Annotated in this window: 14 protein-coding genes; 9 read left to right on the forward strand and 5 right to left on the reverse strand. The window is 61.6% G+C overall.

Annotated elements, in window-relative coordinates:
* Positions 1-71: 71 nt before the first annotated feature.
* The 3 genes from ABIN98_RS12805 (at position 72) to ABIN98_RS12815 (ending at position 2,543) form a co-directional block, all read left to right on the forward strand.
* Entirely contained in the window at positions 72-938 is an 867-nt protein-coding gene (locus ABIN98_RS12805) for a prohibitin family protein (protein WP_346910491.1), read from the forward strand.
* Positions 939-1,008: 70 nt separating this feature from the next.
* Complete coding sequence (locus ABIN98_RS12810; protein ID WP_346910493.1) at positions 1,009-2,343, forward strand: ABC transporter substrate-binding protein; 1,335 nt, start codon at positions 1,009-1,011, stop codon at positions 2,341-2,343.
* Positions 2,340-2,543: a hypothetical protein gene (locus tag ABIN98_RS12815; RefSeq protein WP_346900160.1), complete on the forward strand. Its 204-nt coding sequence runs from the start codon at positions 2,340-2,342 to the stop codon at positions 2,541-2,543. The genes ABIN98_RS12810 and ABIN98_RS12815 overlap by 4 nt, the downstream gene beginning before the upstream one ends.
* A gap of 136 nt (positions 2,544-2,679) precedes the next feature.
* Here ABIN98_RS12815 and ABIN98_RS12820 read toward each other — a convergent pair whose 3' ends face one another.
* The 5 genes from ABIN98_RS12820 to ABIN98_RS12840 form a co-directional block, all read right to left on the reverse strand.
* Positions 2,680-3,270 (reverse strand): DUF697 domain-containing protein, encoded by a 591-nt coding sequence (locus tag ABIN98_RS12820; RefSeq protein WP_346910495.1) that lies wholly within the window; start codon positions 3,268-3,270, stop codon positions 2,680-2,682.
* A gap of 264 nt (positions 3,271-3,534) precedes the next feature.
* Positions 3,535-4,197, reverse strand: coding sequence for a YcjF family protein (locus tag ABIN98_RS12825; protein WP_346910497.1), 663 nt, complete (start codon positions 4,195-4,197; stop codon positions 3,535-3,537).
* Positions 4,194-4,850, reverse strand: coding sequence for a ParA family protein (locus ABIN98_RS12830; RefSeq protein WP_346910499.1), 657 nt, complete (start codon positions 4,848-4,850; stop codon positions 4,194-4,196). The genes ABIN98_RS12825 and ABIN98_RS12830 overlap by 4 nt, the downstream gene beginning before the upstream one ends.
* A 119-nt stretch (positions 4,851-4,969) precedes the next feature.
* The gene (locus ABIN98_RS12835; protein ID WP_346910501.1) at positions 4,970-6,022 is read right to left on the reverse strand and encodes a DUF3089 domain-containing protein; all 1,053 of its coding nucleotides are present in this window, start codon (positions 6,020-6,022) and stop codon (positions 4,970-4,972) included.
* Positions 6,023-6,208: 186 nt separating this feature from the next.
* A complete protein-coding gene (locus ABIN98_RS12840) occupies positions 6,209-7,492 on the reverse strand; it encodes a gallate dioxygenase (protein WP_346910503.1) in 1,284 nt (427 codons plus the stop codon).
* A 186-nt stretch (positions 7,493-7,678) separates the two neighbouring features.
* Here ABIN98_RS12840 and ABIN98_RS12845 point away from each other — a divergent pair, with 186 nt between their 5' ends.
* The 6 genes from ABIN98_RS12845 to ABIN98_RS12870 all read left to right on the forward strand — a co-directional run bounded on the left by ABIN98_RS12845 (position 7,679) and on the right by ABIN98_RS12870 (position 15,657).
* The gene (locus tag ABIN98_RS12845) at positions 7,679-8,572 is read left to right on the forward strand and encodes a LysR family transcriptional regulator (protein ID WP_346910505.1); all 894 of its coding nucleotides are present in this window, start codon (positions 7,679-7,681) and stop codon (positions 8,570-8,572) included.
* Positions 8,573-8,660: 88 nt separating this feature from the next.
* Positions 8,661-9,422 carry an ABC transporter ATP-binding protein gene (locus tag ABIN98_RS12850; RefSeq protein ID WP_346910506.1) on the forward strand — a complete coding sequence of 254 codons (762 nt, stop codon included), beginning with the start codon at positions 8,661-8,663 and terminating at the stop codon, positions 9,420-9,422.
* Positions 9,423-9,440: 18 nt separating this feature from the next.
* Positions 9,441-11,804: an FtsX-like permease family protein gene (locus ABIN98_RS12855; RefSeq protein ID WP_346910508.1), complete on the forward strand. Its 2,364-nt coding sequence runs from the start codon at positions 9,441-9,443 to the stop codon at positions 11,802-11,804.
* A gap of 12 nt (positions 11,805-11,816) precedes the next feature.
* Complete coding sequence (locus ABIN98_RS12860; protein WP_346910510.1) at positions 11,817-13,022, forward strand: HlyD family efflux transporter periplasmic adaptor subunit; 1,206 nt, start codon at positions 11,817-11,819, stop codon at positions 13,020-13,022.
* Positions 13,023-13,225: 203 nt separating this feature from the next.
* Positions 13,226-14,578, forward strand: a complete 1,353-nt coding sequence (locus ABIN98_RS12865; RefSeq protein ID WP_346910512.1) for an aspartate aminotransferase family protein — start codon at positions 13,226-13,228, stop codon at positions 14,576-14,578.
* A 2-nt stretch (positions 14,579-14,580) separates the two neighbouring features.
* A complete protein-coding gene (locus ABIN98_RS12870) occupies positions 14,581-15,657 on the forward strand; it encodes an anhydro-N-acetylmuramic acid kinase (protein ID WP_346910513.1) in 1,077 nt (358 codons plus the stop codon).
* Positions 15,658-15,675: the final 18 nt, after the last annotated feature.

Raw genomic sequence — 15,675 nt, forward strand, 5'->3', positions numbered from 1 at the left:
CACTGGAATGCCGCCCTATCCCGCCGTATAGTTCGTGTTCGCCCGCGGTTCTGGAGAGGTGAGTCGGCCGAATGGCTTATGACGACGAATTCGACGACTACGAAGAGGTGCTGCGAGGTGAACGCCGGCGTCGCATTCAGCTTTATTTTCTGATTTTGCTTATTGGTCTCGGGGTCGGCCTCGCCCTGATCTGGAACCGGGTCGTCATCACTGTCCAGTCCGGTGAGGCGGGTGTCCTCTACCGTTGGGTGTCGGGCACGGAAATGAACCGGATCTACGGCGAAGGACTGCACATCATCTGGCCCTGGAACCGGATGTATATCTACAATGTCCGGCTGCAGACCAAGGAACGCAACTATACGATGCTGACCCAGGGCGGTCTGCCGATCGATCTGCAGATCGCGGTCCGTTACCGGCCGGACCTCCGGCTTCTTCCACTGCTTCACGTGACCGTCGGCCCGGAGTATCTGGACAAGATCGTCTTTCCCGAAACCGAAGCGGTCCTGCGCCGCGCCGTCGGCCAGTATACGCCCGAGCAGGTCTACACCAGCAAGCGTGGCTTTCTGGAATCCATCGTCGTCAGCAGTCTGACCAATGTCGAGGACCGCTATGTGATCGTCGACGATGTGTTGGTGCGAAGCGTTGAACTGCCGCCTGCCGTACGCCTGGCGGTGGAGCGGAAACTGACCCTGTCGGAAGAGGAAAAAGCCTACAAATACCGGCTCGGGATCGAGCACAAGGAGGCCGAACGCAAGGCGATCGAGGCCGAGGGGATCAAGAAGTACCAGGACATCATCAAGCAGAGCCTGACGGAGGATCTGCTGCGCTGGCAGGGCGTTCAGGCAACCAAGGAGCTGTCCACTTCGCCCAATTCCAAGACGGTCATCATCGGTTCCGGCAAGGACGGGCTGCCGCTGATCCTCGGAAGCGACCGATAGCGCGATGGCTGGCGAAGACCCTCTAAGCCCCGAAGAAGGACCGCAGCGGCGCCCGCGGCGGAAAGGCGTGATGGCAGGCCTGCTCCTGCTGGCGTTCGGGCTGGTCCTGTTCACAGTCTCCGAGGTCAGCGGCAGAAGCGCGATTGTCTCGGGCCTGATCGAACGTGTCGCCGCCCTGATCGGACCGGAGCCGGATGACAGTCTGAGGCTCGTTGCCGTCTTTTCGAGGGACGCCACAGACAGCACCTTTGTCAACGGTGCCCGGATGGCGGTTGCGCAGGTCAACGCGGATGGCGGGATCCAGGGCCGGGAATTGAAACTGGACCTTGTTCCGGAATCCGGCTTTACGGACAAAACGGCCCTGGAAACGACCGTGGCCAAGACCCTGAAATTGTCCGGGGAGGTGGCCCGCACGAAAAATCTCCTCGGGGTCATCGGCCATGAATGGTCGGATACCGCTGTGACCGCGAGTTCCATCTACGGGCGCAATGACATTCTCTACTTGGCAACCCATGCGACAGCGGCCGCCCTCACCAACCACGGTTTCAAGACCGTCTTCGCCTTGCAGCCGGACAATTCCTCCAATGCGCAGATGATTGCCAATTATGCGCTGAGACAGGGCATGCGGCGGTTTATCGTGCTGTCGGACAAGTCGGACTATGGCAAGGAATGTGCGAGTTTCTTTTCCGCAGCCGTCACCAGCAACGGTGGTGATCTGGTCTATCGCGGGTACCTGTCGAGCGGCACCCAGTCGACTGACCAACTCCTGATGTTCATTCTCGACAACAATCTCTTCAATCGATCCGACTTCGACGCCTTTTTCGTCGTCTCGTCTTCGATTCCCGAGACGGTCGAATTCATCAAGCGGGCGCGTTATCTCGGGCTTGATGGCCCGATCCTGGGAATGGAGTACATGTTCTCAGCCTCCATCGAGAAAGCCGTCGGCAAGAAGGACATGAAGGATGTGACCGGCGTGTCGCTTTACGACCGCGACGCCCTTTCGGAACGCGCCCTCAAATTCGTCTCGGAGTTTCGCGACACCTATAAGCATGTTCCCGATCTTGATGCGGCGCTCGGCTACGATGCGGTGACGCTTATTCGCGATGCGACCCGGCGTGCGGAAACTCTCAGTCCGAAAAAACTGTCCGATACGATGAAGGTCGCGCGCTACAAGACGCCTTTTACCGGGGTGACCGGGCCGATCGCCTTCGACCGCAATGGCTTGATAACCGACACGAAGGTGTTCGTCGTCCGTCACGACGGCGAGGAATTCCATACGGTCGGCAGCTATGAGATCCCGGCAAACTGGGATAATCTCAATGAAGGCGATCCGCAGAAGACCAACAGCGACAACGCCCCGCCCGCCGAGCCAGGCTCACCGGAACAGGAGAAGATCGGCCAATGACCATATTCGTGAATCCCTGGATATTCCTGATCTGGGTGGTTGCCAGCTGGATAATCGGAATGCTCGGCCGTGACACCCGCTTCGGTTTTGCCGGAAATTTTCTGGTGTCGTTCCTGTTCAGCCCCTTGGTCGGGATCATCGTGCTGCTGGCATCGGACCGCTGGCGCCGTCCTCCGCCAAAACGGCGCACCCGTTCCTGACGACAGGCATGGCATCCATCGGGGACCCATCTTTGTCCGGACATAAAAATACCGCCGGCGCATAAGCGCGGCGGTATTTGTTTTTGATTGATTGCCGCCGGCTTTTCAGCAGGCGGCGGTCAGAGCGTTCACCTGATCAGGAGGTCACTTCTTCCGCGACGGTCTCGGCTTCGGATTTTGCCTTGTCCTTGACCTTGCGGGCCAGTTCCTTGCCCTTTTCGAACTGCTCCTTGTAGAACTCCCGCATCTTGCCTGCATTGAAGTCCATCAGGGTGCCGCCGCCTTCGTAATGGGCGACGATCGAGCGGCCGACCGCGAAAGTGGCGGCGCCTGCCACCACGGGAAGTGAGACCATTCCGACCATCCAGCCGATGCCCGGGATCAACTTGGTCGCGCTTGCGGCAACCATATAGCCCGCACCGAAACCGAGCACACCGCCGGCCAGCGCGTAGATCACCTTGCGGCCGAGACGTTCGGAGAACGGCTTGCCGTAGAGCTGCGACAGCTTCTGGATCATCCGGAGCTGGATCGCCACCACCGCGGCGATGTCGAAGAACGCGACCGGCACGATGCTGGCCGCGACTGACGCGATCACGTAGTCCTTGATCAGATTGTCAGCGGTGAGATCACGCGTGACGTCGAATTCCGCATCTTCCTCGATGCCTGCAGCTTCCGTTTCCGGTTCCGCCGGCTCGTCCGCCTTGCTTGCGGTAGTCCTGGTTGCCATCGAAAATCTCCTGAGTTTCCTTGAGGCCCCGCGATGGGTGCCCTGTCGGATTGAGGGTGGCCTAAATTCCCCAACGGCATATAGCTCGGGAAGGACGGTACCCTTTCAAAAGGTAAATGAAAAGGGTTAGCGTCGGTAACGCATCATTTTTTGCTGGAGCGCCAAGTATTTCCGCATCGAAAAAAGAACAAAGCCGCATTGCCGAAAAGTGTTGCCTTTCCGCGAAAGGAGAGCTCACCCGCTGAAGGTTTTATTCCGAAACCTTCAGGCAGGAACGGCTTCCGCGCTATCGAGGCCGGCTTGCAGGCGGGTCAGGTAAACATCGCCGATCACGCGGATAAAGATGACCGCGGACGCCGAGGTAATCGCCATGTTCAGGATTTGCGAGCCCGGGGCCATGCTGAGCACCGCCGTCGTCGTGATGCTTGCCAGTCCCGGCGCTGCAAGGCCGGTCAGCATCGCCAGCGCCAGCCGTTTGCCCTGGTCTTCCGACAGGGACCGGCCATAGAGGCGGGTCAGCTTGCGCAGCATCCGTTCCGCGATCACCGCAATGGCGGCCAGATCGACAAACGGCATGGGCACCAGTCCGGCCAGAGCCGCGAAATTGGCATGCCGTTCGATGATCAGCCGTCCCGTGGATTCGCGGAAGGCGGCCTTGCTCGGGCGTTCGCTTTGAACCATGAGGGACCCTCCAACCGGTTCAGGGTCTGCAGGCGCCGAGGCGGCCGGTTCGGGTTGCTTTTCCTGTTTCGCGGCTGCGTCGGACGCTGGTGTATGTGTGGGGTCGGACGGACCTTGCTTCGATGTCGGAGCACTCCGCCGTGGACTGGACCGCCGTTTGGGTTGTTCGGCCTCGAGGGCCTGACTTGCCGCCTTGCGCAGATCGTCAAGGGTCCGGTTGGAGGTCCTGGGCAGTCGCTTGCTCATGCGGTCAGAGCCTTTTTGGTGGCAAGCAGGGCTTCGGCTTCCGTGGCAATCGCGGATATGTCCTGCGAGGCCGGGCCGTCGGGCATGGTCAGGCTCGGCGTGGCCCCGAACAACCCGGCCTCTGCATAGGCGACCCGGTTCGGCATGTCATTGGCAAGAAGCGGAAAGCCGCCTTCCTCCAGTTCCGCGCGCACGTGGCGGGAAATCACGCTGCCGCGAATGGTCTGGGTCAGCACGCAGCGGAAGGTCGGAGCCCAGCCTTTCACGCCGCTCATCAGCACCTTGACCGTATCCATCATGCGATCGACGTCGAGCGGCGAAGCCTTGACCGGGATCAGAACCAGGTCGGCAACCGCAAGGGCCGCAACCGTGATGTCGCTGTCGAAACCCGGCGTGTCGACGACGGTGACGCCATGTGAACCGCTTTGTTGCTTGATGGTGTTCCAGACATTGGCATCCGCCTGCTCGAGAAGCGCGACCCCTCCGAGCGCCTGTTCCCGTTCGGCGAGCCTCATGACGGATTTTTGCGGGTCGGCGTCAATCAGAAGCGGCTTGTAGCCCTTTAGATGCCAGTGGACCGCAAGACAGCAGGCGAGGGTGGTCTTGCCGCTTCCGCCCTTCAGGGAGGCTATGGTGACAACAGATCCGCTCATTGGCCGCAAGTCCCGCTGATTCCAGGCTCAGAGGGCGAAATGTTAACAAAAAAGAAACGGAAAGCCACGGCGTTGCGCAAACGCGAAGGACTTACGCACTTTTATCGGGTCCGTATTCCCTAACGCGGCCTGGAGAGATAGGCCTCGATCCGCTGTGCCGCATTGGCCCTGATGTTTTCGAAGAACAGCGAATAATCGTAGCTGTGATAGACCCCGGCCGGAAAAAACGGGCTCGCAAGCAGGCTCGGGTCCTTCGGTGTGACCACCAGCCCGCCGTCGGCGATCTGGGCGGACGTGAAATGGGGCAGGGTCTTGGACGACTGGTCTTTGTTGAAGAAGGTCGAGCCGCGGTTGAGGCTTGCCGGGGCCAGGGCTTCGTCCCGCGTCCATGTGAGCGGATTGACGACAACGGCGCCCGGCAGGATCATCGGCGCGTCCTTCTGGTGTCCGGCGGCCACGGAATTGTAGCTGATGAAACAGCCGGTCTGATGCGGCTCGTCACAGATGGTGATCTTCGGATTGGCCTTCAGGTCGTCGTCCGTGATCGACCAGCCGATCACATAGGCCGCGATCATGCGGTCCTCATGACCGACCTGGCCCCAGTGGTGTAGGGCCAGCTGGGTCAGCACGTAGGACCCTTGGCTGTGGGCGGCGATGATGAACGGCCGTCCGTTGTTGTAGTGATCCAGATAATATTTCAGCGCCCTGCGGACATCGTCTTCGCCATAGGCGGCGAGCGCGTCCCCCTGTTCATTCGGCAGGTTGAAACCGGACAGGTTCATCTGCCGGTAGAACGGCGCATAAAGATTGGCCAGCCCCGAAAAGGCGTGCGCTTCGGTGTCAACAGTTTCCTGCGCGCCGGCAATCAGATCCTTGCGGGTGATATCCATCAGCCAGGCGGAGTTGTCGAAAAGCACGGTCGGATAGATCCAGACGAGGTCGACGGCAAACTGGTCGGGATCTTCCGGTCTGGCGAGCCAGCTTGCGTCGTCTTCATAATTCGGTGCCGGCGGCACGTCGGCGGTGGTGAACGGCGGCAGCTCGGCGGTGCCGGCGACCGCGGCGGTCTTTGCTGAAACGAGTAACCCGGCAAGCATCAGCCCGGTGAGGAGGAGTATTGCCGTTCGCGACAGTTCAGTCAGATGCAAACGGTTCCGGACGATGTAGCTCATGGCTTCCCCCGAGGCGCAGCGCATCGCAACGATGCGGCATTGGCCAATAATGCAGCCCGATCAAGCTACCTCAGGCACGCGACAGAACGCAACGCCCACGCGTGGTTTGTGCCGTTAGCCCGAACAAAAAACGGCCCGGAAAACCGGGCCGCTTCCAGAAGCTTTGCCGTAACGGCGCGTGTCCGCTTAGGCGTTATCCATTTCCTCGGCTTTCGCGCCGCCCGCGACCGAGTATTTGATCGGCACCTTGCGAGTCTTCATGAATTCCTCCAGCGTCTCGCCGCGCATGCTGGCATAAACCTCCGGGTTGGAGACACCGACGACGGCGGCCATCTTTTCCAGAACGAAGAAGCTGACGCCCTTGCGGATCATCTCGATCCATTTGCGTTCCGAAATCAGGCTGCGTTCTTCCGCCGTCAACTTGTACTCGTCCGCCAGGGCGTCGAAGTCGCTCAGGAACCGCTCGCGGTGTTCGGGAGTGACCAACCGGTGCAGGAAGTCGTTGATGCGGAAGCATTTCAGGCTCCGATCAAGCGTGAACGGATAGGTGCCTTGCAGGGTTTCCGCGCCGGCGAGTTCATAGCCCATGTGGGCACGGTAGGCCTCCAGGTCCGCCTTGTCCGGCGTGTCGCCCTCATCTTCGAAGACCACCGTAGCGATATTGGTGACGGACGGTGCGTAGGTCATGGAATGGACCTTGGTCACCTTGTCCGATAGCGCGCCGCGCATGACCAGCCACATGATGACCTCGGCCCCTTCCATGCCGCCGAGCACCGCATAGTCGGCAAGCCGCTTTTCCACGAGCTTTTCCGGTGCGCTTTCGAGAAGGTTCAGGAATTCCTGGTCCCAGTCCTCGTTGACGAAGCCGGCACGTTCTCCGTGGACCTGGTGCGACAGGCCGCCGGTCGCGACGATTGCCACGCGCAGGCTGTCGTCCGGGAAGCTCTGGATCGCCTTGCGCAGGGACTTTCCGAGCTTGTAGCAGCGCCGGGCATTCGGGATCGGAAGCTGCAGCACACCGACCTGCAGCGGAACGATGCTGCCGCCCCAGGGGCCGGTCTCGTCGCCCATCATTGACAGGGGCGACATGCAGCCGTGGTCGAGCGGCTTGCCCTGGAAGAAGGACATATCAAATTCGTCGGCCACCAGGGCTGCGGCAACATGCTGTGCCAGCGCCGCATGGCCTTTTGCCGGCGGCACGTCGCGTGGTCCGCCGCCTTCATCGGCCGGGTAATAGGTCTCGTCCACACCGAGCGCGAAGGCCGAGTAGTGGTCGAAGAAGAACGAGGTGATGTGATCGTTGTAGATCATGAACAGGACGTCGATGTCCTTGCGCTTCACCCAATCGCGGACCTCGCCGAAACCTTCGAAGATCGGCGCCCAGGCTGGGTCGTTCTCTTTATGGGTGTCCTTGGCGAAGCCGATGGTCGGTGAATGGGAGGCGCCGATGCCTCCGACGATTTTTGCCATTTCCTCAATTCCTCTTTTGCCTTGGGAGAAACGCCGTCCGGCCGGGCTCGCGCCGCGCTGCATTGCTGCGCCGGTGCCGGCAGATCTCCTCCTCCTGATCGGCAGAGACCATACGGAACTTTGAAAATTGGACAATTCATGCGATAGAGACGCAATGTTTCTATTTATGGACAATGACAAGGTATCATGAAGTGGACGATTGATGACGTGCCGGTCTTCGTTGCGGTGATCGACCACAACGGCTTCACCGCCGCCGCCCGGGCTCTCGATATGCCGAAGTCCACCGTGAGCAAGGCCGTCAGCAGGCTTGAAGAGGCGCTTGGCCTGCGCCTTCTGGACCGGAACTCGCGCAGCCTGCGGATCACGGCCGAAGGCGAGACTTTTTACCGCCAGGCGCTCTTGATTATGGAACAGGTTCGGGAAACCGATGCGGCCATGGCCGGACTGAACGCCGTTCCTTCGGGCAGGCTCATTGTCGCCCTGCCGCCGGCCTTCTGCCAGGAAATCGTCTCGCCCAATTTGGCGGCCTTCCACGGAGACTATCCGCAAGTCGATCTCGAACTGGTCATCACCAGCCACGGGACCGATATTTTGCGGGATCAGATCGACATTGCGGTGGTGGTGGGGCCCCAGGAAGATTCAGACCTGATTTGCAGGACGCTTTTTGCGGGACCGTTGATCTGGGTTGCGAGCCCCGACTATCTGAACACCTGCACCCTTGGTGATAGCCCGGAGGACCTGCTCAGGCACATTCGGATCTGCGAAACCCGCTACGGGTTGCGGCGGGTGCCGTTTCATCTCGAGGGTCAGGCCGATCATTTCGATTTCGCGCGCGGCATCACCCATGTGAATGACCCGCTGTCCGTCCGCAAGGCCGTCGTCTGCGGCGCAGGCGTCTCGCTCCTGCCGGAACTTTATTGCCGTCAGCAATTGCGTGACGGCAGCCTTGTGGAAGTCTTCAGAAATATCTGCCTCGACCTGTCCGCCTCGAAACTTTCCGTGGTCTATCCGAGCCGCCGCCTGATGTCGCCCAAGACACGGGTTTTCCTCGAGTTCCTGGACCGGATCTGCAAGGCCTGAGCGGTCTGCCGGGTCTTTTTTGCCGGTTTTGTCTTTCGGTTTGATTGAGCGCATGGTCTTATCCCGCCGGTGCGACAAGGATGGCGGCATGCAGAACCCGATTGCAGAAAAGGCCGAGGCGCAGCCGGAGGAGATTGGCGGGACCGCGAAGACGACCCTCTCGGCTCGCAGCCTTTCGAAGGTCTACGGCTCCGGGGCGCTTGCGATCCGGGCCTTGGATAATGTCGACCTCGATCTTTATGAAGGCGAATTGGTCGTCCTTCTCGGCGCGTCGGGCAGCGGCAAGTCCACCTTGTTGAACATCATCGGCGGGCTCGACCGGCCAAGCTCCGGCCAGGTGTTTTTCGACGGCACCGAAATCACCGCCTTCGACGATGCCGCGCTGACGCGCTACCGGCGGGATCACGTCGGTTTCGTCTTCCAGTTCTACAATCTGGTGCCGAGCCTGACGGCGGAGGAAAACGTCGCTCTGGTCACGGAAATCGCCGCCGATCCCATGTCACCCGCCGACGCCCTGAGACTGGTCGGGCTGGGCGAACGCCTGACCCATTTTCCGGCTCAGCTCTCCGGCGGTGAGCAGCAGCGTGTCGCCATCGCCCGCGCCATTGCCAAGCGGCCGCGGGTTCTTTTGTGCGATGAACCGACCGGCGCTCTCGACAGCCAGACCGGCGTCATCGTTCTGGAAGCGGTGGAACGGATCAACCGGGAATTGGGTACCACCACGGCGCTGATCACCCACAATGTCGGCATCGCGGCGATGGCCGACCGGGTGATCCGTCTGGCCGACGGCGCAATTCAGGACGTCAGCGTCAATCCGGACAAGGTCGCCGCTTCCGAGATCCACTGGTAGAGGACAACAGGCCCCGTCATGCACCCGCTGGACCGGAAATTGCTGCGCGACCTGTGGCACCTGAAGGGGCAGGTGCTGGCGATCGCCGTGGTGATCGCCACCGGCGTCGGGGTGATGGTGCAGTCGCTGGGCGCGATCCAGTCGCTGCAGGCAACTGCGGATGCCTATTACGAGCGCTACCGCTTTGCCGACGTCTTCTGCCACCTGAAGCGCGCGCCCAAGTCGCTGGTCCCCAGGATCGCGGATATTCCCGGCGTCCAGACCGTCGAGCCGCGGATCGTCGAATATGCAACGCTCGACATCGCCGGCTTCGAGGAACCGGCAACCGCTTTGCTGTCCTCCCTGCCGGAACGGGGCAAGCCGCTGCTCAATCAGCTCGCCCTGCAGAGCGGCCGGCTGGTGGATCCGGCGAAGCCGGAAGAGGTGGTCGTCAACGAAAAGTTCGCGGTGGCGCAAGGCCTGACCTTGGGCGACACCGTCAAGGCGGTAATCAACACCCAAAAGCGCACCCTGCGGATCGTCGGTATCGCCCTGTCGCCGGAACACACATATGCCATCGGCCCGGGCGCGCTGATGCCGGACGACAAGCGCTATGCGATCTTCTGGATGGGGGAACGCGCGCTCGCCGGCGCCTTCGATCTGGACGGCGCCTTCAACGATGTCACCCTGACGCTTCTGCCTCATACGGCACCGGAAGGCGTCATCCAGAGGTTGGACCGGATCCTGGCACCCTTCGGCGGCAGCGGCGCCTATGCCCGCAAGGACCAGATTTCCAACTGGTTCCTGATGAGCGAAATCGACCAGCTCTCCACCATGGCGCGCCTGCTGCCGTCGATCTTCCTGATCGTGGCGGCCTTCCTGACCAACATGGTGGTCGACCGTCTGATCGCGACCGAACGCGGCGTGATCGGTCTTCTGAAGGCCTTTGGTTACTCGGATCTCGAGGTCGGCTGGCACTACATGAAACTGGTCATGGTGATCGCCCTGATCGGGGTGGTGTTCGGTTCGTTCCTAGGCGCGGGGCTCGGCCAGTGGACCACGTCCATCTATGCGCAGATGTACAGCTTCCCCTTCTTGCTGTTCCGCCCGCTGCCCGACAGTTTCCTGATCGCGGGCGGCCTGAGCCTGCTCGCCGCCATGGTCGGCACGGCCAGCGCGGTCCGCCGCGCGGTGCGACTGGCTCCGGCCGAAGCCATGCGCCCGCCGGCACCGCCGTCCTTCTCCCGCTCCTATCTGGCCCAGACCGGGCTTGCCCGGCTTCTGGATCAGCCGACCCGGATGATCTTCCGACAGGTGTTCCGGTGGCCCCTGCGCTCAGGGCTAACCGTGATCGGTATCGGCATGTCCGTCGCCGTTCTGATCATTGCCCTGCAGTGGATCGATTCCATCAACCGCATGATCGACGTCTATTTCGTTGCAGCCCAACGCCAGGACGTGACCGTCAGTCTGACCGATATCCAGCCGCCGTCGGTGCTGAGAGATTTTGAAAACCTGCCCGGCGTTCTTGCCGTGGAAGGCCAGCGCAATCTGGATGTCCGCGCCCATCTGGGGCCACGGAACAAACGGCTGCAGATTAACGGCCTGCCGGCCAGACAGGGTCTTTACCTCGCCTACGACGACGAAGGTGGTGAGATCGATCTGCCGCCGGACGGACTGGTGATCTCGACCAAGCTGGCCGAGATCCTGGGAGCGAAGACCGGCGACCTCATCGAGTTGGAAGTGCTTGAGGGCCAGAGACCCGTCGTCGAGGTGCCGGTGGTGCGCATCTTCAACACCTTTATCGGTTATCCGGCCTATATGCGCCGGGAGGCAGTCAACCGCATGATGCGCGAAACCAATGTCGTCAACACGGTGCATATGCGCATCGACCCGAACAAGCAGGCAGAGCTTTTCGCCCGGCTCAAGGACACGCCGCATGTCGCCTCGGTTACCCTGCGCCAGGCGGCCATCGACATCTTCAACGAAACCATGGCCAAGACCGTCCTGGTGTTCGTTGGCATGTTCGCCGGCTTTGCCTCGGCTTTGGCCATTGGTGTCGTCTACAATTCCGCGCGCATCGCCCTGTCCGAACGCGGCCGGGAACTCGCCACCCTGCGGGTGATCGGGTTCACCCGCTTCGAGATTTCCTACATCCTGCTCGGGCAAAGTCTGCTTCTGACGGTGATGGCGCTGCCTGTCGGCTGCCTGATCGGCAACTGGCTGGCGCTGAGCATGGCGAAGTCCTTCGATACCGAGCTTTACCGGATACCGGCGGTGATCGAGCCGTCTTCTTTCGGCTATGCCATGCTGGTAACCCTTGCAGCCGCTGCAATATCGGCCCTGATGGTGCGCCGCCGCCTCGACCGGCTGGACCTGATCGCCGTTCTGAAGACGCGAGAATGACGGAAAAGAACCATGAGCATCACCTTTCGCCGCATTGTCATCTGGGGGCTTCTGTTGTTGGCCGTCGCGCTCAGCGTCGCCTATGCCCTGTGGCCGCGCCCGGTGCCGGTGGATCTTCATGTCCTGAAACGCGGCCCCCTGACGGTGAGCGTCGACGAGGAAGGCGAAACCCGGATCGAGGACGTCTACGAGGTCAGCACGCCGGTGACAGGGCGACTTCTGCGGATCGACAAGGAAGCCGGCGACGAAGTGAAGGCGAAGCTGGACGTCATCGCCGAGCTGCAGCCGATCGATCCGGAATTCCTGGATCAGCGCACGGAAGCTGAAATGCGCGCCTCCGTCCAGGCGGCAAAGGCCGCGCGCGACCTTGCGGAAGCGAATGTCTCCCGGGCAGATGCCGAACTGGAGTTCGCCAGGACGGACCTTGCCCGGATTCGGCAACTGGCGGGTCGGGAAACCGTCTCCAAGCGGCGCCTGGACGAGGCGAAGCTCGCCTTCGATACCAAGAAGGCCGAACTGGCAACGGCGGAAGCGACCCTGGAAATGAGAACCCATGAATTGGAGCGCGCCCGAAGCCAACTGATTTCACCAGCCGAACTGGTCAATCAGCGCGGCGCCTGTGCCTGTATCCCGATCTACGCACCGGTCGACGGCAAGATCCTGCGTGTCCTGAAGAAAAGCGAAGGCGTGTTGCAGGCCGGAACGACGATTGCCGAAGTCGGTGATCCGAGGGACCTTGAAATCGTCGTCGATCTCCTGTCCGCGGATGCGGTCAAGGTTTCGCCGGGGCTGAAAGTGGTCATCGATGACTGGGGCGGCGACACGCCGCTGAACGGCGTCGTCCGCCGGGTCGAGCCGTTCGGTTTCACCAAGGTCTCAGCCCTTGGCATCGAGGAGCAACGGGTCAATGTGGTGATCGACCTGACCGATCCGCCCGAGGCCTTTGCCAAACTCGCCCACGGTTTCCGCGTCGAGGTATCGATTATCCTGTGGCAGGGCAGCGATGTTCTCACCCTTCCGCTGACGGCGCTGTTTCGCGAGGGTGAGGACTGGGCTGTCTTTGCCGTCGAGGACGGGCGCGCCATGATCCGCAAGGTGAAGGTCGGCCACGCCAACGGCCTCTCGGTCGAGATCGCCGACGGCCTGAAGACGGGCGATACGGTGGTGCTTCATCCGGGCAACAACGTGGAAGAGGGCGTGGCCGTTATCTCCCGCTGAAGCTCCTGTGAGGTCACTTTTGATAGGAGGGAGTCCGGAGCCTGCACAGGGCTTGGGCACTGGTCGGCCAACTTGCCACAGTTGCGGATGATTTGCCGATTTTACGTGAAAAGCGGAATTTTCAGGCGTAGTGTCCCAGCAGCGCGGGCCGCCCGGCCTGCTAGTGAAAAAATCCAAGACCCCGAAATTCCCTGAGGATGACGATGACCCATCTCCCCAATTCCATTGAAGCGCGCGATATCGCCTACCAGCTTCACGCCTACACGGACGCGCGCAAGCACGAAGAAGTCGGTCCGATGGTGATCGAGAAGGGAGACGGGATCTACGTCGAAGATAACAGCGGCAAGCGCTATATCGAGGCTATGGCCGGCCTGTGGAGCGTGGCGCTGGGCTTCGGTGAAAAGCGTCTGGTGGAAGCCGCGACCCGCCAGATGGAGAAGCTGCCCTTCTACCACACCTTCTCCCACAAGACACACGGCCCTTCGGTGGAACTGGCCGAGATGCTGGTGAACATGGCGCCGGTGCCCATGTCCAAGGTCTATTTCACCAACTCCGGTTCGGAAGCCAACGACACCGCGATCAAGCTGATCTGGTACCGGTCCAACGCGCTCGGCCAGCCCGATCGGAAGAAGATCATCTCCCGCGTCCGCGGTTACCACGGGGTGACGGTCGCCTCCGCCAGCCTCACCGGCCTGCCGAACAACCACCGCTCCTTCGATCTGCCGATCGCCAACATTCTGCACACCACCAGCCCGCATTACCGGACCATGAAAAAGGACGGCGAGGACGAGGCGACCTTTGCCAAGCGTTGCGCGCAGGATCTGGAAGACCTGATCCTGGCCGAAGGCCCGGAAACGATCGCGGCCTTCTTCGCCGAGCCGGTGATGGGCGCCGGCGGTGTCGTCATCCCGCCGGACGGCTACTGGGAAGCGGTCCAGCCGATCCTGAAGAAATACGACATCCTGTTCGTCGCCGACGAAGTCATCTGCGGCTTCGGCCGGACCGGCGAAATGTTCGGTACCAAGACCTACAATCTCGAGCCGGACATGATGACCCTGTCGAAGCAGCTGTCTTCGTCCTACCTGCCGATCTCCGCGCTGATGGTGAACGAGAAGGTGTACGGCCCGGTTGCCGACGAAAGCCACAAGATCGGCGTCTGGGGCCACGGCTACACCGCCAGCGGTCATCCGGTTGCCGCCGCTGTCGCGCTTGAAAACCTGAAGATCATGGAAGAGCGGGACATCCTGTCCCACATCAAGTCGGTGAGCCCGAAGTTCCTCTCCCGCCTGAACGGCTTCAACGATCATCCGCTGGTAATCGAGACCCGGGGCATCGGCCTGATCGGGGCCATCGAACTGGCCCATGACGAACTGTCCAAGACGCCGGGTGCGCTTGGCGCGAGGGCCAATGCGGAATTCCATGCCAACGGCCTGATCTCGCGCAACATGATCGACGCGCTGGCCTTCTGCCCGCCGCTGATCATCACCGAAAAGCAGATCGACGAAATGTTCGATATTGCCGAGGCCTCTCTGGAAAACCTCGCCAAGGCGCTCTGACCATGTGGTCCGTGGTCGGCACCATCAGCGGCACCTCAGCCGATGGCATCGACCTTGCCGAAATTGAAACGGACGGCCGCACGGTCGCCCGTTTCGGGGCCGCTGCAACGGCAGACTATGCCTACGAAACCCGCGCGGCCGTTCTGGAAGCGATCGCGCGCGGGCCGGCGGACCGATCGGACTGGCCGGAAATCGCACGGCTCGTCACCCGGGACCATGCGGACGCGATCCGCGCCTTCATCGCCGAACACGGGCTCAGAGTGGACTTCGTGGTTTTCCACGGCCAGACCGTCTGGCACGATCCGAAACACGGCGAGACGGTCCAGCTCGGCAATCCACAGGCACTGGCTGACGATCTCGGCATCCCGGTGGTCGGAGATCTGCGTCTGGCCGACATGGCCGCGGGCGGGGAGGGTGCGCCGCTGGTGCCCGTCTACCACCAGGCCCTGTCGCTTAATCTTCCCCAGCCGTTGTGTTTCCTGAATATCGGCGGCGTCTCAAATCTGACCTATGTCGACGGTAGCACGTTGATCGCCTTCGATATCGGACCGGGCAACGCGCTGCTCGATGACTGGATCCGCCAGCACCAGGCCGGCGATCATGATCTTAACGGAGAGATTTCCGCAAAAGGCCGGGTGGACCAGGCGTGGCTTGAAAAGGCTTTGACCCATGCCTTCTTCGACCGTCCGGGACCGAAATCCCTCGACCGGAATGCCTTTGCGCTCGATCTGGACACGGAAACCTCCTTGCAGGACGGCGCGGCCACGCTCGCCGCCTTCACCGCCGCGGCGGTTGCCAGATCCGTGGCCCTGCTGCCATCCGACCCGAAGCTCTGGATCGTCTGCGGTGGCGGGCGGCTGAACCCGTCCCTGATGCGTGAGCTTGGCGAGAGGCTGACGGGCGAGGTCGTTCCGTCGGATCGTTTCGACATCGATGGTGATGCGCTCGAGGCCCAGGCCATGGCCTTTCTCGGTGCGCGCCTGCAAGCGGGCCTTCCGACCAGCTATCCGGAAACCACCGGCGCGCGCGAACCTGTTGTCGGCGGCAGGCTTTTTACGCCAAAGTCCCAATCTGTCTGAGAAGGGATTCGGGCGGCC

This window comes from uncultured Roseibium sp. (assembly GCF_963675095.2).
Lineage (GTDB): Bacteria > Pseudomonadota > Alphaproteobacteria > Rhizobiales > Stappiaceae > Roseibium.